At 46.0% G+C, this 23,551-nt stretch carries 15 protein-coding genes and 1 tRNA gene; 9 read left to right on the top strand and 7 right to left on the bottom strand.

Going from position 1 to position 23,551, the window contains the following annotated elements; genetic code table 11:
• Positions 1 to 28: 28 nt before the first annotated feature.
• The 3 genes from F453_RS13985 (at position 29) to pflA (ending at position 5,841) form a co-directional block, all read left to right on the top strand.
• Complete coding sequence (locus F453_RS13985; RefSeq protein ID WP_018966394.1) at positions 29 to 2,179, top strand: alpha-amylase family glycosyl hydrolase; 2,151 nt, start codon at positions 29 to 31, stop codon at positions 2,177 to 2,179.
• Between the two features lie 468 nt (positions 2,180 to 2,647).
• A complete protein-coding gene (pflB, locus tag F453_RS0101405; protein WP_025789810.1) occupies positions 2,648 to 4,897 on the top strand; it encodes a formate C-acetyltransferase in 2,250 nt (749 codons plus the stop codon).
• A gap of 146 nt (positions 4,898 to 5,043) precedes the next feature.
• Positions 5,044 to 5,841 (top strand): pyruvate formate-lyase-activating protein, encoded by a 798-nt coding sequence (pflA, locus tag F453_RS0101400; RefSeq protein WP_018966392.1) that lies wholly within the window; start codon positions 5,044 to 5,046, stop codon positions 5,839 to 5,841.
• 144 nt (positions 5,842 to 5,985) lie between these two features.
• Here pflA and F453_RS0101395 read toward each other — a convergent pair whose 3' ends face one another.
• The gene (locus F453_RS0101395; protein WP_025789811.1) at positions 5,986 to 6,378 is read right to left on the bottom strand and encodes a DUF8479 domain-containing protein; all 393 of its coding nucleotides are present in this window, start codon (positions 6,376 to 6,378) and stop codon (positions 5,986 to 5,988) included.
• 117 nt (positions 6,379 to 6,495) lie between these two features.
• On the opposite strand from F453_RS0101395, the gene lepA reads away from it, so the two are divergent.
• Entirely contained in the window at positions 6,496 to 8,277 is a 1,782-nt protein-coding gene (lepA, locus tag F453_RS0101390) for a translation elongation factor 4 (RefSeq protein ID WP_018966390.1), read from the top strand.
• Positions 8,278 to 8,310: 33 nt separating this feature from the next.
• Positions 8,311 to 8,916: a Crp/Fnr family transcriptional regulator gene (locus tag F453_RS0101385; protein WP_009235464.1), complete on the top strand. Its 606-nt coding sequence runs from the start codon at positions 8,311 to 8,313 to the stop codon at positions 8,914 to 8,916.
• Positions 8,917 to 9,791: 875 nt separating this feature from the next.
• On the opposite strand, the gene F453_RS0101380 is transcribed toward F453_RS0101385, so the two are convergent.
• The gene (locus F453_RS0101380; RefSeq protein WP_018966389.1) at positions 9,792 to 11,255 is read right to left on the bottom strand and encodes an SLC13 family permease; all 1,464 of its coding nucleotides are present in this window, start codon (positions 11,253 to 11,255) and stop codon (positions 9,792 to 9,794) included.
• 329 nt (positions 11,256 to 11,584) lie between these two features.
• On the opposite strand from F453_RS0101380, the gene F453_RS0101375 reads away from it, so the two are divergent.
• Both F453_RS0101375 and nifJ read left to right on the top strand, forming a co-directional pair.
• Positions 11,585 to 12,772 carry an ATP-binding protein gene (locus tag F453_RS0101375; RefSeq protein WP_018966388.1) on the top strand — a complete coding sequence of 396 codons (1,188 nt, stop codon included), beginning with the start codon at positions 11,585 to 11,587 and terminating at the stop codon, positions 12,770 to 12,772.
• A 31-nt stretch (positions 12,773 to 12,803) separates the two neighbouring features.
• Complete coding sequence (nifJ, locus tag F453_RS0101370) at positions 12,804 to 16,376, top strand: pyruvate:ferredoxin (flavodoxin) oxidoreductase (RefSeq protein WP_018966387.1); 3,573 nt, start codon at positions 12,804 to 12,806, stop codon at positions 16,374 to 16,376.
• Between the two features lie 514 nt (positions 16,377 to 16,890).
• Here nifJ and F453_RS0101365 read toward each other — a convergent pair.
• Positions 16,891 to 17,910: a diacylglycerol/lipid kinase family protein gene (locus F453_RS0101365; RefSeq protein WP_018966386.1), complete on the bottom strand. Its 1,020-nt coding sequence runs from the start codon at positions 17,908 to 17,910 to the stop codon at positions 16,891 to 16,893.
• 218 nt (positions 17,911 to 18,128) lie between these two features.
• Between F453_RS0101365 and spt the strand changes: the two genes are divergently transcribed.
• Positions 18,129 to 19,319: a serine palmitoyltransferase gene (gene spt, locus F453_RS0101360; protein WP_018966385.1), complete on the top strand. Its 1,191-nt coding sequence runs from the start codon at positions 18,129 to 18,131 to the stop codon at positions 19,317 to 19,319.
• A gap of 70 nt (positions 19,320 to 19,389) precedes the next feature.
• Positions 19,390 to 19,463 (top strand) — tRNA-Pro (locus F453_RS0101355).
• Positions 19,464 to 19,522: 59 nt separating this feature from the next.
• Here the strand turns inward: F453_RS0101355 and serB are convergent.
• From serB to F453_RS0101335, 4 genes are all read right to left on the bottom strand, one after another.
• Positions 19,523 to 20,755, bottom strand: coding sequence for a phosphoserine phosphatase SerB (gene serB, locus F453_RS0101350; RefSeq protein ID WP_018966384.1), 1,233 nt, complete (start codon positions 20,753 to 20,755; stop codon positions 19,523 to 19,525).
• Between the two features lie 5 nt (positions 20,756 to 20,760).
• Entirely contained in the window at positions 20,761 to 20,916 is a 156-nt protein-coding gene (locus F453_RS15780) for a hypothetical protein (protein WP_009235456.1), read from the bottom strand.
• 165 nt (positions 20,917 to 21,081) lie between these two features.
• Positions 21,082 to 22,626 carry a glutamine-hydrolyzing GMP synthase gene (gene guaA / locus F453_RS0101340; RefSeq protein ID WP_026292405.1) on the bottom strand — a complete coding sequence of 515 codons (1,545 nt, stop codon included), beginning with the start codon at positions 22,624 to 22,626 and terminating at the stop codon, positions 21,082 to 21,084.
• Positions 22,627 to 22,700: 74 nt separating this feature from the next.
• On the bottom strand, positions 22,701 to 23,477 hold the full coding sequence (locus tag F453_RS0101335; RefSeq protein WP_018966382.1) for a sugar phosphate nucleotidyltransferase: 777 nt from the start codon (positions 23,475 to 23,477) through the stop codon (positions 22,701 to 22,703).
• Positions 23,478 to 23,551: the final 74 nt, after the last annotated feature.

Below are 23,551 nucleotides of genomic sequence, written 5' to 3'. Positions count from 1 at the left end.
ATTCCTATTTTGGAACAAACACACCATCGTGAACAACAAGATTATTATATATCAAGTGTTTCCACGACTTTTCGGCAATCGTAACCTCACTAACAAGAAGTGGGGGACGATTGTCGAAAATGGTTGTGGAAAGATGAACGACTTCGACGAACAGGCTCTGCAACGCATCCATAAGCTGGGCATTAGCCACATTTGGTTTACGGGAATCATACGCCATGCCTCGCAAACTGACTACTCTGCGTATGGCATTCCCACACAACACAGTGCCATTGTGAAGGGAAAGGCGGGATCGCCTTACGCCATTACCGATTATTACGACGTATCACCCGATTTGGCCGTAGATGTTGAACATCGGTTCGAAGAGTTCAAAGCCCTGGTGCAAAGGGTGCACGAATGTGGTATGAAGGTAATTATTGACTTCGTACCCAACCACGTTGCACGCCAATATAAGTCGGTCTGTTGCCCGAATGGCGTGGTAGACTTGGGCGAAGACGACGACACCAGCCTGCATTTTTCTACAAACAATAACTTCTATTATTGTTGGGGAAAGCCGTTCGAACCTTCCATATCGCTCACCGATAGCGCAGGTAACATTTACCATGAACAACCTGCTAAGGCAACAGGTAACGATCGTTTTGACAATCATCCAGGCATTAACGACTGGTACGAAACCATCAAGCTGAACTACGGCATCGATTATTGCGACGCAGGGGGACGTAGCGAGCATTTCGTTCCTGTGCCCAACACTTGGAAGAAGATGGTAGACATCCTCCTGTTTTGGGCTGAGACTGGCGTAGATGGATTTCGTTGTGATATGGTTGAAATGGTTCCAACAGCCTTTTGGCAATATGCCACCAGCATATTAAAAGAAAATCACCCTCAGGTTATCGTCATTGGCGAGGTGTACGACCCTTCTCAATACCGCGTCTATGTACAATCCGGCTTCGATTACCTTTACGACAAGGTTGGCATGTACGATTGTATCAAGAGCATCGTACGCCAAGAAAGTCATGCATCTGCCATCACCTACCAGTGGCAATCACTCGACGACATTGGCAAGCACATGCTTTACTTCCTTGAAAACCATGATGAACAACGCATAGCAAGTCCCTTTTTCTGTGGCGATGCACAACGGGCGATACCTGCTTTAATAGTGTCGGCCTTGTTGCAACGTAATCCCATGCTGATATATGCTGGTCAGGAGTTTGGCGAGGTAGGTATGGAGAACGAAGGGTTTAGTGGTGTTGACGGGCGCACGACCATCTTCGACTATTGGACAGTTGGCTCTATCTATCGTGGATACTTTGACCGCGAACAGCTTTCTGCCCACGAAAACGAGATTTATGCGCAGTATCAGCATATCCTTCGCATAGCGCGTGGTGAATTGGCTATAGGCAAAGGACTGTTCTTCGACCTGATGTATGTTAATCCTCAATCAGACAATTTCAACCCAGCAAAACACTTTGCCTTTCTACGAAAGTGGCAAGACGAGTTGCTTTTGATTGCAGTTAACTTCTCTGGCGATACCGATAGCGTGCAGGTAAATATTCCGGGGCACGCGTTCGACTATCTGCAATTGCCAGAAGGACGATTTGGCGCAATAGATTTGCTCACAGGCGAAACAACAATAGAAAGCCTCAGTCGTGACGGAAAGATTCCAATGACCCTCGCTCCATATAATGGCAGAATATTTAAGTTTAAAACCAAGATGAAAGACGACGAACTATTGCTGTGCACGCACAATAAGGATGAGTTCCCGCCAGCACACACGGCCGAGCATTTGCTTAACCAAGTGATGATTAGAATGTTCGACTGCGGTCGCTCGACCAATGCACATGTGGAGCGAAAGAAAAGCAAGATAAGCTACACACTCGACCGAAAGCCTTCGCGACAAGATGAGAAGGAAATAGAAAGGCGCATGAACGAGCTGATAGAAGAGGACCTTCCTGTTACATACGAGCTTGTAGACAGGTACGACTTGCCCGAAGGAATCGACCTTGATCGCGTTCCCGACGACTATTCTAATGTTGTGCGTATTGTTCGAATTGGCGACTTCGACACTTGCCCTTGCATCGGCAAGCATGTCCGTTCCACAGGACAAATTGGCAAGTTTGTGATGTTGGGCACCAATTGGGACGAACCCACACGCACTTTCCGCGTTCGTTTCAAACTTGTATAAAGCGTTACCGCTTACCTTTAACAGTAAATATATGCAGGTATATGCTTGGCTGGTAGTCAAACGAAGCCTAATTAATAATGTGTTTCATTTGACTACCAACTAGGCATTTTTGTTATTTTAACCATTCCTTTTTGGCCTATGGTTTAGGCAATTACAACCATTTCTTATCTTATTCTTTTAACACGTCTAGCGCTAGTTGCGCTTACTTTTATCCACTCCTTTATGTTTATTCCATCTAAATCATTCACTAGGACACCATATTTGGTGTACTTTTGTATTTTATTCGTTGATTGATAGGCAGATAGGGTAGGGCATCCCCTTTTGTATAAAATACAAAATACTTATAAGTTAGTATTGTTTGGTTCTGCTTTTAGATGTAACTTTGCATCCGAAATCTGCCATTAAGCAGTTTTTTTGCAATGTTTTTGTGCTTCACGGCACATTATGTCAAACAAACATTTAATAAAAATGAGACAAGAGTGGAGAGGCTTCACAGGAAAGAAATGGCTTGATGAAGTCAATGTACGTGAATTCATACAGAACAACTACACCATTTACGATGGTGACGAGAGTTTTCTGGCCGAGCCAACAGATGCCACCAACAAACTTTGGGGTATGCTGCAAGCTCTTCAAAAGGAAGAACGCGCCAAGGGAGGAGTCCTAGATATGGAGACCGAAGTGGTCTCGGGAATGACAGCTTACGGTCCTGGCTACATCGGCGACAACACTAAAGACCTCGAAAAGGTTGTAGGTATTCAGACCGATAAACCCCTCAAACGTGCCTTTATGCCTTATGGTGGCATCCATATGGCCGAACAAGCTTGCACGACTTATGGTTACCAACCATCCGAAAAACTACACGAGATTTTCACTAAATACTGTAAAACACACAATGATGGCGTTTTTGATGCTTACACCGACGAGATGAAGCTCGTTCGCCACAATCATATTCTTACTGGTTTGCCTGATACATACGGTCGCGGACGTATCGTTGGAGACTATCGTCGCGTTGCTCTTTACGGTGTCGACTTCCTTATCGACGAGAAGGAGAAAGACAAACGAAACTGCGGTTGTGGCGTTATGACTGAAGATATCATACGTTTGCGCGAAGAGATATCAATGCAAATCAAGGCATTGAAAGAACTGAAAGAGATGGCGAAAATTTACGGATACGACATTTCAAAACCTGCCAACAACGCTCGCGAGGCTGTTCAGTGGCTTTACTTTGGCTATCTGGGTGCCATTAAGACACAAAACGGCGCAGCAATGTCGGTTGGACGCATCTCCACCTTCCTTGATATATATATCCAAAGAGACTTTAACGAAGGCACACTCACCGAAGCCGAGGCGCAAGAACTTATCGACCACCTCGTGATGAAGTTCCGCATGGTGAAGTTCGCTCGTATTCCCGCCTACAACCAGTTATTCTCTGGCGACCCTGTTTGGGCTACGCTCGAAGTGGCAGGTATGGGACAAGATGGTCGTTCGATGGTTACGAAGAGCGATTTCCGCTTCCTTCACACCCTCGAAAACATGGGTCCATCGCCAGAACCTAACCTCACGGTGCTCTATTGCTCGCGTCTGCCCGAAGGTTTCAAGCGCTATGCTTCAAGAATATCTGTGAAAACAAGCTCCATTCAGTATGAAAACGACGACGTGATGCGTCCTGTTTGGGGTGACGATTACTCCATTTGCTGTTGCGTTTCGGCCACACAGACGGGTAAGGAGATGCAATTCTTCGGTGCACGTGCCAACTTGGCCAAGTGTCTTACATACGCTATCAGTGGCGGTGTAGACTCTAAGACCCGCGAACAATGCGGTCCTGCCCTCCGTCCGATACTTGGCGACGTTGTAACTTACGAAGAATTCATGCCCCGTTTCATGGATATGATGGAATGGTTGGTTGGCGTTTATGTCAACACACTTAACCTTATCCACTACATGCACGACAAATACTTCTACGAGGCAGCTGAATTGGCATTGATAGATACAGATGTTCGCCGCACATTCGCAACAGGTATTGCAGGTTTTAGTCATGTGGTCGACTCCATTTGCGCCATCAAATACGCCAAGGTTAACATCGTTCGCGACGACACGGGCTTCCCTGTTAAGTTCGAAACGGTGGGCGATTTCCCACGCTATGGTAACGACGACGATCGTGCCGATGACATTGCCGTGTGGCTGTTGAAGACGTTCATGAATATGATTCGTAAGCACCAAACCTATCGCAACTCAGAACCCACCACTAGTATCCTTACCATTACTTCGAACGTTGTTTATGGTAAGTTCACCAGCAACATGCCCGACGGTCGCCCCGAAGGTGCTCCTCTGGCACCAGGAGCTAATCCCTCGTACGGTGCAGAGAAGAACGGACTGCTGGCTTCGCTTAATTCGGTGGCCAAATTGCCTTACGAATATGCGCTCGATGGTATCTCCAACACACAGACTATCGCCCCCAGCACCCTCGGTCACAATGAAGAGGAGCGCGTAAATACGCTTGTTGGCGTGATGGATGGCTATTTCGACCAAGGCGCACACCATCTTAACGTGAACGTATTTGGTGTTGAGAAGCTCATCGACTGCATGGAACATCCCGAAAAAGAGGAGTATGCCAACTTCACTATCCGCGTAAGTGGATATGCAGTTAAGTTCATCGACCTGACCAAAGAGCAGCAACTCGACGTTATTGCACGTCAGGCGCACAGCAAACTGGCATAAAAAGAATGGCGTTACAGCCATATATAAGTCCCTCCGCGCTTTTCCGTGGAGGGACTTTCTTCTAAAAACGCCGTTCACCATCTTATCACATCTGCAATTAGCGAACAACATTAATAAGGGCTTTATAATGCCCAGCAGGATAAATAATGGAAAACAATAACACATTTGTTCCAACAAACACGAACGCGACTAACGAGGCAACACCCCGTAAGGCTTATGTTCATTCCATCGAGTCGTTTGGTTCTGTAGACGGTCCAGGCATTCGTTTCATCATCTTTTTAAGTGGATGCAAGATGCGTTGCCGATATTGTCACAATCCCGACACATGGACAATGAAGTCTGACGACATGCGTTCGGCCGACGAACTTTTACAGCAGGCATTACGCTTTCGTGCCTACTGGGGTAAGGAAGGCGGTATAACGGTGAGTGGGGGAGAGGCATTACTGCAAATAGACTTCATGCTCGAACTCTTCGAAAAGGCAAAGGCGCTAGGCATAAACACCTGCCTTGACACTGCTGCACAACCTTTTACGCGCAAAGAACCCTTCTTCTCCAAGTTCACCAAGCTGATGAGTCTCACCGATTTGGTGTTACTCGACCTCAAACACATAGATAATCAAGAACACAAGAAGCTTACTGGGTGGGAAAACACCAACGTATTGGATTGCGCCCGCTATCTGTCGCAAATTCAAACGCCTGTATGGATACGCCACGTGCTTGTTCCAAACATCACCGACAACGACACCTATCTACACGATTTGCGCGATTTCATCAAGACCTTGCACAACGTTAAGCGTATAGAAGTGTTGCCCTATCACTCGATGGGAGCATATAAGTGGCAGAAATTGGGACTAAACTATACACTAGATCACGTCGATAGTCCGACAAGAGAACGTGTAGAGAATGCCGAAAAGATACTACTTTCGGCCTTGAATAAAGATTAACAGACTGCATTTTACCCTTGCCATATAAACAAACGTGGCAAAATGCTATCGTCAATATTATACTTTCTGTTGTAAAGGTTACTCATAACTTGCACAACAGGCAAGCAAATGGGCCAACAAGACAAGTGCTTGTTGGCCCAAGTGTTAATATCTTTTCTTCGTGTACTTCGTTTCAAACAGCACCTTTTGCGGGTTCTTGTCCGAATGGCAAGTGTAGGCGAAGGTGAAACCAGCCTCCTTGAAGGGCTTCAATTCCGTGGATTCGATAATCGATTTAAGCAACATGTCGTCAATTAGCTGCCTATTCTTATTGATAATGTCGGCATCGTCCATCTTGTCTACAAACGAACAATAGTAATGATAGGTTTTAGTTTCGGGGTAAAACACCACACTATCCGTGCGTGTATAGTTGACAGCGGGCGTGGGACAATACTTCGCCGTGTACTCTTTGGCTTCTCTTTGCGCCCGTTTTTCCATACTTTCGTGGCATGCGGCAAATAAAGCCGCACCCAATAATGGGATGTATATTTTTCTCATCGTTTCTTTTGTTTTGTACAAAGGTAGCTATTATTTGGCAAAATTATAGTCGTAAGCACCAAAATCCCGATTAAAATACTTAACTTTGCCGTTAAAAATAAATCTTCTTTTTCAGGAATGAACCATATAAGAAACTTCTGCATCATCGCACACATTGACCACGGGAAGTCTACTTTGGCCGACCGTATGCTGGAATTTACCAAAACCATTCAAGTAACAGGCGGGCAAATGCTCGACGATATGGACTTGGAGAAAGAGCGGGGTATCACCATCAAGAGCCACGCCATACAGATGGAATACCAGCATGAGGGGCAGAACTACATCCTTAACCTCATCGACACCCCGGGACACGTGGATTTTTCTTACGAGGTTTCGCGAAGCATCGCAGCCTGCGAAGGAGCATTACTGGTGGTAGACGCTACGCAAGGCGTGCAAGCGCAAACCATTTCAAACCTCTATATGGCCATCGAGCACGACTTGGAAATTATCCCCATCATCAACAAGGTGGATATGCCAAGCGCCATGCCAGAGGAAGTTGAAGACGAAATTGTTGAGCTATTGGGCTGTAAAAAGATAGACATCTTACGCGCTTCAGGTAAAACCGGCGAGGGTGTTGATGATATACTTAAAGCCGTTGTAGAAAGGGTACCCCACCCAACAGGCGACGATAACGCCCCATTACAAGCGTTAATTTTCGACTCCGTCTTCAATTCCTTCCGTGGAATTATCGCCTACTTCAAGGTGTTGAACGGTGTAATACGCAAGGGCGACAACGTAAAATTCTTCAACACTGGTATGGAATATGCTGCAGATGAAGTGGGTGTGCTCAAGATGGACATGGTGCCCAAGCAAGAATTGCATACCGGAGAGGTGGGCTATATCATCAGTGGAATAAAAGAGGCCAAAGAAGTGAAGGTGGGCGACACCATTACCCATCGCGACAAGCCATGCCAATCGGCCATTGAGGGTTTTCAAGAAGTGAAACCTATGGTGTTTGCTGGCGTATATCCCATTGAACCCTCAGAGTACGAAAACTTACGAACCTCGCTCGAGAAGCTGCAATTGAACGATGCTTCACTAACGTTCTCGCCCGAATCGTCGGTGGCTTTGGGCTTCGGTTTCAGGTGTGGTTTCTTGGGATTGCTCCACATGGAGATTATACAAGAGCGGCTCGACCGCGAATTTAACATGGATGTCATCACCACGGTGCCCAACGTTTCGTATATGGTTTACGACAAGATGGGCAACGAACGTGAGGTGCACAACCCCTCGGGGTTGCCCGACCCCACGATGATCGACCACATCGAAGAACCCTACATCAAGGCTTCTATCATCACCAACGTTAACTACATCGGCCCGATAATGAAGCTTTGCATGGACAAACGCGGTGAACTTATCAACCAAGAATACGTTAGTGGCAATCGCGTTGAACTGCATTTCATGTTGCCACTGGGCGAGATCGTCATCGACTTTTACGACAAGTTGAAGTCTATTTCCAAAGGTTATGCCTCGTTCGACTACCATGTCGACAGCTTCAGGCCCTCGCGATTGGTGAAGCTCGACATATTGCTGAATGGCGAAGCCGTCGATGCATTGTCTACGCTTACCCACTTCGACAACGCCACAACCTTTGGACGCCGAATGTGCGAAAAGCTGAAAGAGCTTATACCCAGACAGCAATTCGACATCGCCATACAAGCTGCCATCGGTGCAAAGATTGTTGCACGCGAGACGGTGAAGTGCCTTAGAAAGGACGTAACAGCCAAATGTTATGGTGGCGACGTTAGTAGAAAGCGTAAATTATTGGAAAAGCAGAAAAAAGGAAAGAAACGAATGAAGCAGATTGGAAATGTGGAAGTTCCGCAAAAGGCTTTCTTAGCCGTGCTGAAACTCGACTAAACCAACTGCAAGAGAGAAGAAAGGAGTGGAGAAATGAAAGAACTCAACAATTCAACACGCGACATCGCTCGCGAATTGGCGCGAAAGTATAGCACCATGACCCACGACGAACTCGATATATTAGAGAGCGTCTTGGTGCCGATGAAGTTTGCCAAGGGGGAACTCATTCTCAAAGAAGGCGACGTTTGCGAGCATATCTATTACGTGGAACGTGGCCTAACTCGCCAGTTCTACTATAAGAATGGCAAGGAGCTTACCGAGTATCTCGGGGTGGAACACAGCATTGTGATGTGTATAGAAAGTCTCTTTAAGGAGAAACCCACCAACTTACAACTGGAAGCACTCGAGCCTACGCTTATCTATGCCATGCCCAAACATGAGCTGGAAAAGGTGGCATTGCACAACGTGAACATCCAGATATTGTACAGAAAGATATTGGAAGAGAGCCTGATTATTTCACAAGTACATGCCGACATGTTGCGATTCGAAACGGCTCAAGACCGCTATTTGAAGCTCTGCAAACTCTCTCCGCAAGTTGTTTTACGTGCTCCATTGGTATATGTAGCTAGCTATTTGCAGATGACTCCCGAAACCCTTTCGCGCGTTAGGGCAGCATCGCTATATTTAGATAAGGATTAAGGCCTTCTCCTATATCTTTTTTCATGTTGCGGGTATGCTTGTACAACCTTGCATCTGCAACATTCCATCTAGATGAAATATTAACGCTAATCCCCCGATTGTTTTTTACTTCCAATCGGGGGATTGGTGTTTTTTATGCCTAATATGAAGTGGCATATAAGCGCTAGCACAAGCACAACAATCTTTTCCGCCTATTCTCTTTCCACAATTTACGGCTAAATACACCTCTTATCATTTAACCGACTTGCGTTGAAAACACTTATTATCCTTCATTTTACAAGTTCATGAAATTCGTTTAACCGCAAATTCCGAACCTAGAACAAAGCGATAAAACTACAGTTTCTGTCCCTCGGCTTTGTTACACATAAGCTGGAATACCCTTCCATATAAGCTGGAACATTGTTCCAGATAAGATGGAATAGGGTTCCATGTCAAATGGAACAGCAGTCCATTTAAGCGATTGCAAAACGTTTTGCCAAAAAGCGCACTACAAAGGAGTTTTAGACGCTTTATCAGTGGTTAAATGTTACATTCCGTTTGCTTTGCTTCCCACTTGTGCTTTAGTGGAAGTATAAGCGCGAAAAGAATTTATGGGGTAGGATGTATATGCGCTTACCCATAAGTTCAATTAATATAATGGGGCTTAAGACTGTCACTTTGGGATATCAAAGAATTGAGCATTTAAGTCAGTAACTTTTCTTTCTACAAACTTAAAGTTTACCAAATCAACACAACAAGTTGATTAACAAATAATTAACAGTTATCTTAAATATACCGTCAAAGTTGATTTCCATACACAACAAACAACGGCAGGCGACGCTTGTATTTCAAGCATCGCCTGCCACGAGTTTATATTTTTGTGTTGCTGACGTGTTTTATATCAGTCCAGCCTTACCCACAACGAAGAGGACGATGTAGCCTAATATAAGACCAATAACACCAATGGCAAGACCTATCTTCATCATCTCGTTCTGGTGAACAAGACCTGTGGAGTGGGCAATGGCATTGGGGGGCGTACTGATAGGTAAGCACATAGCCGTGGAAGCAGCGATGGCGATACCGATAAGTACGGTAGGCGTGCCACCAATTCCTACAAGACTGTCACCCATACCTTTACAAACAACAGCGAGGATAGGCACCAACAAGGCAGCCGTAGCTGTGTTAGAGATGAAGTTGGAGAGGATGTAGCATATCACTCCAGAGATGATGAGGATAACCAAAGGCGACCAACTGCCGAATGGTATGCTCTTAATGGCTAATTCGGCTAACTTAGATTCGTTGAGCGCAAGACCTAAAGCAAAGCCTCCCGCTACCATCCATATAACGCTCCAGTTTATTTCTTGTAGGTCTTTTGCCTTAACAACACCCGTTAAAGCAAACACAGAGATGGGCAACATAGCCACAGTGTTGGCTCCTACACCCGTAAACTTATCGAACATCCATAAAAGAACGGTTAGGCAGAAGGTAACGGCTATCACTGGTGTGCGCCATCCACGATGCACCTCACCCTCAATATGCAGGTCTATTTCTTTCTTCTTGAAGGGGAAGAAGGTCTTTAACAGATACCATCCGATGAGCAAAAGAATAATGGTGAGCGGTAACATAAACGCCATCCATTGGCCAAAACCCAGTCCAAGGTTTAGTCCGTCGGGATCGTTGAGGTATTTCAGGGCAATGGCATTGGGAGGTGTACCGATAGGCGTACCCATACCACCAATATTCGCAGCTACGGGAATGGCCAACGTTAGAGCCACGCGCCCCTTGCCCTCGGGTGGTAATGCCTTGAACACAGGCGTGAGAAAGGTGAGCATCATGGCTGCCGTGGCCGTGTTAGAAACGAACATGGAGAAGGCACCCGTAATGAGGATGAATCCCAAAAGCACCATTTCGGATTTTCGTCCAAAGGGTCGGAGCAAAGCGCGAGCTAAGAACACGTCTAAGCCTGACTTTGTTGCCGCGATTGCCAACATGAAACCACCCAAGAAAAGGATGATGATTGGATCGGCAAAGGTGGCCATTAAAGCACTGTGGTGCAACAATTCCGACTTGTCGATGCCTGTTCGGAAAAAGAGAAAGGCATTGTCAGACGTGGTGAATAGCAATGCACCGATGAGCGTAACCGAAGTTGCCCACGAGGAGATAGCCTCTGTCACCCACATGATAGTGGCAAAAGCAAAGATCGCTATCACGCGCTGTTGGATAACCGTTAGCCCTTCTATGCCGAAGGCAGTTGAGGGCAAGTTCCACAAAATGGCCGTGACTAACACTGCCAAAGCGAACAAGGCAAACCTTTTAAATCTGAATACCTCGCTCAATGTGTTTCTTTTGTGTTCAGACATATTAATCTATGTGTTTATGGTTAGTAACAATGGGGCAAAGATAAGTATTTTTTTTATTCGCCAAAAGAAATAATGGAAAAGTTTGCGAATAAACTTAAAACTTTAATTTATTCGTGCAAACAAACACATGACACACCTATTTCTACCCATTTACTTATGTTTGGAGATACCTACTTTATGCTGCAAGAGCATCTTTTCGATTGAGCAAGCAGGCAATACCTAAAAAAGATGATTTAAATCATTTGTTTTGTAAGGTAGAGTTTGCAAATCTGATAAATATATGTTATCTTTGCATGGTTTTTAATCGCTTAAATATAGTAGTATAAACTATGGAGGCTTTTTTTCGCACTCACGCTTACCTTGTGGAGCATACCAATGCCACATTGCGTCGCACCCTGATGGATGAGATTGATTGGGACGACCGTATGATTGGCATTAAGGGTACACGTGGGGTGGGGAAGACCACATTCTTACTACAATATGCCAAAGAGAAGTTTGCCCGAGGCGATAGGCAATGCTTGTATATCAACATGAACAACTTCTATTTCCAAAGCCGTGGCATCGCAGACTTTGCTGCCGACTTCGTTAATCACGGTGGAAAGGTGTTGCTCATCGACCAAGTTTTCAAGCAGCCAGATTGGAGTTCGGAACTGCGTAAGTGCTACGACAGATATCCTGAACTGAAAATCATCTTCACGGGATCGAGCGTTATGCGGCTCAAAGACGAGAACCCTGAGCTTAATGGCATCGTGAAAAGCTACAATCTGCGTGGTTTCTCGTTCAGGGAGTATCTCAACATCATCACAGGAAACCACTTTAAGGCATATAGTTTAGACGAAATCCTCTCGCAACACGAGAATATTGTGAAGGAAATATTACCCTTGATAAGTCCTTCGCAACATTTCCGCAACTACATCCACCATGGCTTTTATCCATTCTTTTTAGAGCAGCGCAACTTTTCGGAGAACCTGCTTAAGACGATGAACATGATGACCGAGGTGGATATTTTGCTCATTAAGCAGATAGACTTAAAGTATCTCACCAAAATAAAGAAACTATTCTACTTATTGTCGCTCAACCCAACGAAGGCTCCAAACATCAGCCAGCTTGCCCAAGACATAGAGACAAGCCGGGCAACGGTGATGAATTACATCAAGTATTTGGCCGATGCACGACTCATCAACATGATGTATCTTGTGGGAGATGACTTTCCTAAGAAGCCTTCTAAGATAATGATGCACAACCCGAACTTGATGTACACAATCTATCCGATAGTGGGTGACGAACAGGTTGCTATGGAAACGTTCTTCGTCAATGCACTTTGGAAAGACCATCTGGTGAACCAAGGCAATAAGGAACAATTCTATATCGTGGACGAGAAGAGAAAATTTCGCATTTGCGATGCCAGAGGAACGAACAAGGTTAGATATAATAACGATACCATTTATGCCCGATATAACACTGAAGTGGGAAAAGACAACAAAATACCCCTTTGGCTTTTCGGGTTTCTCTATTAAATACAAATACATTAATTAATATTTTATTCAAATGGCAAAAGAAAAAAAGTTTATCACATGTGATGGTAACGAGGCCGCCGCTCACGTGAGCTATATGTTCTCTGAGGTTGCTGCCATCTATCCCATCACCCCGTCTTCGCCCATGGCCGAGCACGTAGATACGTGGTCTGCAAAGGGTAGGAAGAACCTATTTGGGCAGACGGTAATGGTTCAAGAAATGCAATCGGAAGGCGGTGCGGCAGGTGCTATGCACGGTTCGCTACAAGCTGGCGCGCTTACCACCACCTTTACGGCATCCCAGGGTTTGCTGCTGATGATACCAAACATGTACAAGATTGCCGGCGAAATGCTGCCTTGCGTGTTCGACGTGTCGGCTCGTGCCATCGCTTCGCACGCCCTTTGTATCTTCGGCGACCACTCTGACGTTATGGCTTGTCGCCAAACAGGTTTCGCCATGTTCTGTTCGGGCTCGGTACAAGAGGTGATGGACCTCACGGCTGTTCCTCACTTGGCAACACTTCGCACAAGCATTCCCTTCGTAAACTTCTTCGACGGTTTCCGTACATCGCACGAATATCAGAAGATTGAACTGATAGACCAAGACGAGATTGCCAAGCTGGTAAATCCCGAAGACATCAAACGCTTCCGCGATCGTGCCCTTTCGCCCGAACGCCCCGTTACTCGTGGTACGGCCGAAAACCCCGAAACGTTCTTTACCCATCGTGAAGCGTGCAACCAGCATTATGATAACATTCCCGAAGTAGTTGAAGAATACCTCGGTAAGATTTCGGAAATAACGGGTCGCGAATACCATCTGTTCTCTTATTATGGTGCTGAAGACGCTGAAAACATCATCATCTTGATGGGTTCGGCCACCGAAGCAGCTCGCGAAGCCATCGACTATCAGATGAAGCAAGGTAAGAAGGTGGGTATGATTTCGGTTCACCTCTATCGTCCCTTCTCTGTGAAGCACTTGCTAGCAGCCGTTCCCAAGACGGTTAAACGCATTGCCGTGCTCGACCGCACTAAAGAACCAGGTGCAGAAGGCGAACCTCTATACCTCGATGTAAAGAGCGCGTTCTACGATGTAGAGAACAAACCGCTTATCGTTGGTGGACGTTATGGATTGGGTTCTTCGGATACCACACCCGCAAAAATTCTCTCCGTATTCAACAACCTCGAACTGGAAGTGCCCAAGAATCACTTTACCGTGGGTATCGTAGACGATGTTACGTTTACTTCGCTGCCCGCTGTGCCTGAAATTCCTATGGGAGGCGAGGGCATTTTCGAAGCTAAATTCTACGGTCTAGGTGCTGACGGTACGGTTGGAGCTAACAAAAACTCGGTTAAGATCATTGGTGATAACACCAATAAACACTGTCAAGCATACTTCTCTTACGACTCGAAGAAGTCGGGTGGCTTTACTTGTTCGCACTTGCGTTTCGGTGATTCGCCTATCCGCTCTACTTATCAGGTTAACACGCCCAACTTCGTGGCTTGCCACGTACAGGCTTACCTGAACATGTACGACGTTATTCGCGGTCTGCAAAAGAATGGTACGTTCTTGCTGAACACCATCTTCGAGGGCGACGAGTTGGTTAAATTCATCCCCAACCGCATCAAACGCTACTTCGCCGAGAACAACATCACTGTTTATTATATGAATGCCTCGAAGATTGCACAAGAGATTGGACTGGGCAACCGCACCAACACCATCTTGCAGAGTGCCTTCTTCCGCATCACAGAGGTTATCCCCGTAGACTTGGCCATCGAACAAATGAAGAAGTTCATCGTTAAGTCGTATGGCAACAAGGGACAAGACGTAGTTGATAAGAACTATGCAGCCGTAGACCGTGGTGGTGAATACAAAACGCTTGCAGTTGATCCCGCTTGGGCTAACCTTGTAGACGATGCCGTGGCTGTTGAAGAAGACGTACCCGCATACATCAAGGAAATTGTACGTCCCATCAACGGACAATCGGGTGACTTACTCAAAGTGTCCGACTTCATACGCTACGACATGGTTGACGGTACTATGTCCAACGGTTCTTCAGCCTTCGAAAAGCGTGGTGTTGAAGCCTTCAACCCCGAGTGGACTGCTGAAAACTGTATCCAATGTAACAAATGTGCCTACGTTTGTCCTCATGCTTGTATCCGTCCGTTCGTTCTCGACGAGGAAGAGATGAAGGGCTTTGAGGATGCCACACTCGAAATGAAAGTTCCCAAGCCAATGGCTGGCATGAACTTCCGCATTCAAGTGAGCGTGCTCGATTGCGTTGGTTGTGGAAACTGTGCCGATGTTTGTCCTGGCAACAAGAACGGTAAGGCATTGGCCATGGTACCCTTCACGCACGACGAGCAGCAGATTTCCAACTGGAATTACCTCGCTAAGAACGTTAAGAGCAAGCAACATTTGGTAGACATTAAGAGCAATGTGAAGAACTCGCAGTTTGCTAAGCCACTCTTCGAATTCTCTGGTGCTTGTGCCGGTTGTGGTGAAACACCTTACGTTAAGCTTGTTTCGCAACTCTATGGCGACCGCGAAATGATTGCCAACGCAACGGGTTGTTCGTCTATTTACTCAGCTTCAATCCCCTCAACGCCTTACACCACCAACGAGGCTGGTCAAGGTCCTGCCTTCGATAACTCGCTATTCGAGGACTTCTGCGAGTTTGGTATGGGTATGGCACTTGGTAACAAGAAGATGCGCGAGCGTATTATGATACTGCTTTCTGACCTCTTGGCTAATGATAAGGTACCTGCCGAGTTTAAGGAAGCTGCCACCGAATGGATCAACACCAAAGACGACGCAGACGCTTCTAAGGAATCGAGTGCAAAACTCAAACCCTTTATCGAAGCTGGTGCTGCCAAAGGTTGTGAGACTTGTGCCGAATTGAAGACGCTCGACCACTATCTCGTTAAGCGTTCACAATGGATTATCGGTGGCGACGGTGCTTCTTACGACATCGGTTATGGTGGTCTAGACCACGTTATCGCTTCGGGCGAAGACGTAAACATCCTTGTTCTTGACACTGAGGTTTACTCTAACACGGGTGGACAAAGCTCTAAAGCTACACCACTAGGTGCTATCGCTCAGTTTGCTGCACAAGGTAAGCGCATCCGCAAAAAGGACCTTGGCCTGATGGCCACAACCTATGGCTACGTTTATGTGGCTCAGGTGGCAATGGGTGCTGACCAAGCGCAGACCTTTAAAGCCATTCGCGAGGCCGAAGCTTATCCAGGTCCATCGCTTATCATCGCCTACGCACCATGTATCAACCATGGTTTGAAGGCAGGTATGGGTAAGAGTCAGGCCGAAGAAGCCAACGCTGTTGCTGCTGGTTACTGGCACTTGTGGCGTTACAACCCATTGTTGGCCGATGAAGGGAAGAACCCCTTCACACTCGACTCTAAAGAACCAGACTGGAGCAAGTTCCACGACTTCCTGCTAGGTGAGGTTCGTTATCTCTCAGTAAAGAAAGCTTATCCCGAAGAAGCCGAAGAATTGTTCAAGGCTGCTGAAGAGATGGCCAAGCTTCGCTACAAGAGTTACGTTCGTAAATCGCAAGAAGATTGGAGCAAAGACGAGGAAACGGAAGCCTAAACTGCATCTAGGCTTTATGCCTTTCTAATAAAAATGGGTGAGAGTTGTCCTAAAAACGGACATGCTCTCACCCTTTTGTTTGTTTTAAAGCTGTTGTCTGTATAAGGTCAAAGAAACATACCTGCACGGATGCATGGTATAAATCCGACACGTATAATTCAACCACAAGGTCTTCCCACCAACTTGTCTGCACCGACAAATGCAAGTCAAGATGCAAGTTAACACCTTTTCTTGAAGCTATGCTACACTGTTTAAGTAGCACACAAGCTTGCCGTTCACTCAAAAAACAATTGATATTGTAAACATCATTTTGCAGGCATGATTTTACCGATCTAATATACTTAGAGCACTCACGTTATTTAATACGCGCGCGAGGTTAATACAACTTATTGAAAATCAAACACACAAACTCTCATCGCCAGTTAAATAACTTACGAAAGCAGTAGATGAATATTGTATTAGATCAGAATCAAGATGCTTTTAGAGAATGAAAAAGAACCAAAACAAGCTCCACTTATCTTGTGAGCTTACGCTGGATAACTTTTCCCAGTTTTTGACTTCGCTTGTTAAGGACTCGGCGCATGTCGTTGAGATCGTTGAAAAGAGAGGCCGCAATAGATTGGAAGGCGTTAGGTTCTCGTAGCGACTTGTCGGCATCAGGATTCACGATCACCTTAATTCCTTTTTCTTTTAACGACACAACGATGTCTTTTCCCGCTTCAACAGGGTCGCCGTCGAAATGTATGACGCCCTCGTTCTTTCGGTGTATTTTTAGTTCCTTACACCTAAAAGTCTTTATTTTTGAGTTCTTATCGAGCGTTTTGTTGAACATGTCGAGACTAATTTGTGGCGCATCGAGCAAGTCGAAAGGTTCCATAATAATTACGTCTAGCAATCCGTCACTCATCGAAGCTCGGGGAGCAATGTAGGCGTTATTGCCATATTGCGATGCGTTGGCACACGAAATAAGGAATGCCTTGTAGCGATGTACACCCGTTTCGTCTTCAATTTCGTAAGTTTCGGGCTGATAATTCAGTCCCTCGCGTAGAATATTCTCTGCGTATGTAATTGGACCACGTTTACCTGCCTGGGCAAACTTTTTGCTAACAAAGGCGTCGAAACCCATTCCACAGGTACAAAAGAAACAGTGTTCGTTGATCTTTCCGTAGTCTAGACTGTGTATTTCGCACTTATTTATTACCTGCAAGCACTTCTTGACGTTCATGGGTAGCATCAGATGGCGTGCCAACCCGTTACCCGACCCACAAGGAATGATGCCCAACGCTGTGTTAGACTCAACAATGGCACGCGCCACCTCGTTAACGGTACCATCGCCACCAACAGCCACTACCACATCTACCCCTTGCTCTTTAGCCTCAGTGGCTATGTGGCAAGCATGCCCAGCATATTCGGTGGTTCGTATTTCGTAGTCGAAAAGTTCCGTGTTAATATATTTGTCAATTGCCTCGGGAATACCTTTCTTGCTGCCCGACCCCGATATGGGGTTCATGATGAACACAATTTTCTTTCTCATTCCGTTTCGTTTGTGGTTTCTAGACAGGTTTTAATCCTTGCTTTCTAAGGCGTTGTCCATGCCTTAATGCAAAGATAATAAAAATCATTCGATAAAAGCACGCAACAAAGGAAAAACGTTCTTAAGGCCGATTTCTTTGAAAAAATGGGCGTTTTGCTGTATTTTTTCGTACCTTTGCACTCTGATAAACAAACAAAAAGTTCTTTTACCTATTTAAAATGGGACAATTACAAGAAAGATACAAGGCGTATCGTGAGCCGCAAAAATATATTAAGGCGGGTGTCTATCCCTATTTTCGCGAGATAACGAGCAAACAGGGAACTGAAGTAGAGATGGATGGCCATCATGTTTTGATGTTCGGCTCAAACGCCTATACCGGATTAACGGGAGACGAAAGGGTAGTAAAAGCTGCCAAAGACGCACTAGACAAGTATGGATCGGGCTGTGCCGGAAGCCGTTTTCTTAACGGAACGCTAGACTTGCATGTGGAATTAGAGAAAGAATTGGCTACGTTCATGCACAAGGACGATACGCTATGCTTCTCTACGGGCTTCTCTGTTAATCAAGGTGTATTGGCTATGGTGGTTGGAAGAGGTGATTATATCATTTGCGACGACCGCGACCATGCCAGTATTGTAGACGGAAGACGATTGTCGTTCGCCAAACAACTGCACTACAAACACAACGATATGGAGGACTTGGAGAACATTCTCAAGTCGCTTCCTTACGAAGCTGTAAAACTAATTGTTGTGGATGGAGTGTTCTCTATGGAAGGAGACTTAGCCAAATTGCCAGAGATTGTCGCCTTGAAGCATAAGTACAATTGTTCGGTTATGGTGGACGAGGCCCACAGTCTTGGAGTTTTCGGTAAAAATGGACGTGGCGTTTGTGATCATTTTGGCCTTACTGACGAGGTAGATCTTATCATGGGAACATTCTCGAAGAGCCTTGCTTCCATCGGTGGGTTTATCGCATCTGATGCAGATACCATCAATTACTTGCGCCATACATGCCGTTCGTATATCTTCAGCGCATCTAACTCACCTGCTGCAACTGCTGCAGCACTCGAGGCTTTGCACATCATCCAACAAGAACCCGAACGCATTGAGAAGCTTTGGAACGTAACACGCTATGCGCTACGTCGTTTTAGGGAAGAAGGCTTTGAGATTGGAGACACCGAAAGCCCTATCATTCCGCTCTATGTTCACGATGTAGAGAAGACTTTCCTCGTAACCAAGTTGGCCTTCGAAGCAGGTGTTTTCATCAATCCCGTTATTCCGCCAGCTTGCGCTCCACAAGATACGTTGGTGCGTATGGCACTTATGGCAACACACACTGAAGAGCAAGTGGAACGTGGAGTACAAATCTTAAAGAAGATATTTGTCGACTTGGGTATCATAAAAAGTTAAACAAATATTTGCAGTACCCAACAAATAGTAGTACCTTTGCAACCGCAAAACAACAATAGGTTTTGCGACTCGGGGTGTAGCGCAGCCCGGTAGCGCTCCTGGTTTGGGACCAGGCGGTCGCAGGTTCGAATCCTGTCGCCCCGACAAAAACGGCCAATCACATCACATGATTGGCCGTTTTTGTGTTTATTCCTAATGTTTATTTAGGCGTTGATGTAACTATCTTTAAAGCCAAGGAAGTAGAGCACACCATCTAGGCCGATGGTATTGATAGACTGTTGGGCATTGGCCACGACACGCGGTTTGGCATGAAAAGCAATGCCAAGACCTGCTTCGGAAATCATGGGCAGGTCGTTCGCTCCGTCTCCAACTGCAATGGTCTGTGCTAGATGTACTCTTTCCACTTGCGCGATAAGTTTCAGCAACTCCGCCTTGCGATGTCCGTCTACTATTTCTCCAACATAATTACCAGTCAACTTTCCATTATCGTCAACCTCCAATTCGTTGGCATATACGTAGTCGATGCCATATTTGCGTTGCAAGAACTCACCAAAATAGGTAAATCCACCGCTTAATATGGCAATTTTGTAGCCATAACGTTTCAGCACCGACATCAATCTGTCTACCCCTTCGGTAATGGGCATGTGTTCGGCAATGTCTTTCATCACCCCAACATCAAGGCCTTTGAGTAGCGCGACGCGCTTTCTAAAACTTTCCTTAAAGTCTATCTCACCACGCATAGCACTTTCGGTAATGGCTTTTACCTTATCTCCCACACCAGCACGCATGGCCAATTCATCGATACATTCTGTCTGAATTAGGGTAGAATCCATATCAAAACAGATTAGACGACGCATACGACGATACATGTCATCTTTCTGAAACGAGAAGTCGATACCCATTTCAGCAGAGAGCGTCATTAGTTGTTTCTGCATGGTCGACCGATCTTGTGGCGTTCCTCTCAACGAAAACTCTATACAGGCGCGCACGTTCTTATCGGGATTCATAATGCTGATACGACCCGTTAGCCTAAGAATGGAGTCGATGTTAAGCCCTTGCGATGAGATCACCTTAGTGGCGGCCTCAATCTGTTTGGCCGAAAGACTACGGCCAATAAGGGTAAGTATATAGCGATTTTTACCTTGACCGTGAACCCAATCCTCGTATTGCTGGTCGCCTATAGGTTCAAATCCGATGTGCACATTCAGTTCGGTGGCCTTAAAAAGAAGCTCTTTCATCACCTGACCTGAGTGTTTGTCGTCAATGCGGATAAGTACTCCCAACGACAGCGAACTGTGAATATCTGCCTGGCCAATATCTAATATCTGTGCATCGTAGCGTGCGAGGATTTTCATTACAGAGGCGGTAAGTCCTGGTCGGTCTTGTCCTGTAATGCGGATAAGAATCTGTTCTTCCTTCTTCTTTTTCGTTTTCATAAACCTTAATCTCTTAGATAGTCCTTCGAAATCATATCGTAATACAACGCTTCGAGTTCGCCAAGGGTGAGCTCTTGCAGTGCATGTTCTATTTTGCGTACCAATTCGTCGCGCCGAAACTCGTCAGACGAATTACCAAATGTAGTGAATGTCTTTGCCATGTGTAACTTTTTACAAAGGCAAAGGTACGCATAAATAACGAAACGCACACACCTGCGACAGATGTTTTGCATGTACGCACATAGAAAGGAGTGGGTTCGAACTTAACCAGAACCCACTCCTTATCTTATTACAGTCAGCGAGGCATTAGCCTAACACCTGTATCTTTATTCCCATTCGATGGTCGAAGGCGGTTTCGACGATATGTCGTAACATACGCGGTTTACGCCTTTCACCTTATTTATAATCTCGTTAGACACCTTTGCCATGAAGTCATAGGGTAGGTGAGCCCAGTCAGCGGTCATGGCGTCGGTACTAGTCACGGCACGTAATGCCACAGGATGGTCGTAAGTACGTTCATCACCCATCACGCCTACACTGCGAATCGACGATAGCAGAACCGTTCCCGCCTGCCATATCTTGTCGTATAGTTCTTCGCCATCTTCGCAAATGTAGTTGTGCATGTTCTCAATGTAGATGTCGTCTGCCTCTTGCAGAATGCGAACCTTTTCGCGCGTGATGTCGCCAAGGATACGAACGGCAAGCCCAGGACCGGGGAAGGGGTGGCGTTTGATAAGCCGTTGGGGCATACCCATTTCCAATCCAACGCGCCTAACCTCGTCTTTAAACAGCCATTGTAGGGGCTCACACAGCTTCAGGTGCATTTCCTTGGGCAGTCCACCCACGTTGTGGTGGCTCTTGATAACCATGCCCGTGATGCTAAGGCTTTCTATTCGGTCGGGGTAGATGGTGCCTTGCGCCAACCATTTGGCGTCGGTTATCTTCTTAGCCTCAGCATTAAATACCTCAACAAAGTCACGTCCGATAATCTTTCGTTTTTGTTCGGGATCGCTAACACCCTCTAAGTCGGCGAAGAATTTGTCGCTAGCGTCAACGCCAATTACATTCAAGCCCAGTCCTTTGTAAGCTTCCATCACCTTTTGGAACTCGTTTTTGCGCAACATGCCATGATCTACGAAGATGCAGGTGAGTTTATCACCGATGGCTCGGTTAAGCAATGCGGCACAAACGCTAGAGTCAACACCACCGCTAAGCCCTAAAATAACGCGGTCGTCGCCTAATTGCTCTTTCAATTCGTTCACCGTACTCTCTACAAACGATGCCGCGCTCCATTGCTGTTTACTTCCGCAGATATCTACAACAAAGTTTTTAAGGAGTGTCTTACCTTGGGTAGAGTGGAACACTTCGGGATGAAACTGAACCGCCCAAACGGGATTTTGCTCACTGGCGTATGCTGCAAACTTAACGTCGTTAGTAGAAGCGATAACACGATAGCCATCAGGAATAGCGGTAATGGTGTCGCCATGGCTCATCCAGACCTGAGAGTTTGGCTCGAAACCAGCGAACAAGGGGTTGTCTAGACATATCTCTTGCAAGTGGGCACGACCATATTCGCGCGTTCCTGTCTGCTCTACCTTTCCACCATTGGCATGCGATATAAACTGCGCACCATAACAAATGCCCAGCACGGGGTATTTGCCGATAAAGTCGTTCAAGTCTACTTTAAACGCTTCCTTATCGTGAACAGAGTAGGGCGAGCCACTAAGGATAACGCCAATGACGGAGGGATCGTCTTTGGGAAACTTGTTATAGGGCAAAATCTCACAGAAAGTGTCGAGCTCGCGCACACGGCGACCGATTAGTTGCGTGGTCTGCGACCCGAAATCCAAGATGATAATCTTTTGTTGCATGTTGTCGTTGAGTATGAAATTCGGTCCTTCGTTCGTTTCCAATCGCTTGTATACGGGGCGAAGACCCTTATTGTTTATTGCGCATATAAATGTTGTAAGATGTCTGCATCGCTGATGGCGAGACTGCCAGCCTTGGGCTTTGGCAGACGCTCTAGCGTGTTAAGCTTGCCGACATCAAGCAGTTGGAGGCCTTCTTGTTGGTATCCACGGATGTCATTGTCGGCACATTGGTCGAGATAAAAATCAATAATACCAAATTTGTCTGGGTATTTCTCCATCTTCTCGAAGAGCTTTGGCGAAAACGAATGGATACCAGCGAAGGCCAATTTCTTACATGTCTGTGGATTGAGGTTAGGGTAGGGTGAGCGTACTTCTCCCGTTTCCACGTTCGTCCAACCCACAAGTCGCATGTCATCATTGAAAAGCAGGTAGCGTTTTGTTTCGCGTTGGCTTACAAGGAGCAATGCGTCGCTCTGCTCTTGATGGGTATAAAACGCCTGCAAGTCTACATTGCTAATGATGTCTACATTGTGAATCAAGATGTTAGCGGTGGACGAAAAGAGATGGGCAGCCTTTTTCAGTCCACCTCCCGTATCAAGCAAGTGTTGCGTTTCGTCGCTTACGGCTATCTCCACGCCGAAGTTATCATTGGCTTGAAGATAGTCTACAATAGCTTGCGCAAAATGGTGAACGTTTATCACCATGCTTTTAACTCCGCAAGCTTTCAGCCGTTCGATGGTGCGTTGCAGCAAAGTTTCTCCACCAACCTCAACCAATGCCTTGGGTATGCTGTCGGTAAGCGGTTTAAGTCTGGTTCCCAAACCTGCCGCAAAAATCATAGCTTGCATCATTCTCGTGCTGTTTGTATTTTATTGTGTTGCAAATTTAGCGATATTTTTTCACCCAGCAAAGGTTTTGCCATGCC

It is taken from the genome of Hoylesella loescheii DSM 19665 = JCM 12249 = ATCC 15930 (genome assembly GCF_000378085.1).
In the GTDB taxonomy this organism is placed as follows: domain Bacteria; phylum Bacteroidota; class Bacteroidia; order Bacteroidales; family Bacteroidaceae; genus Prevotella; species Prevotella loescheii.
The sequence above is the reverse complement of the archived record's forward strand: the minus strand, read 5'-3'. Positions and strand labels throughout refer to the sequence as shown.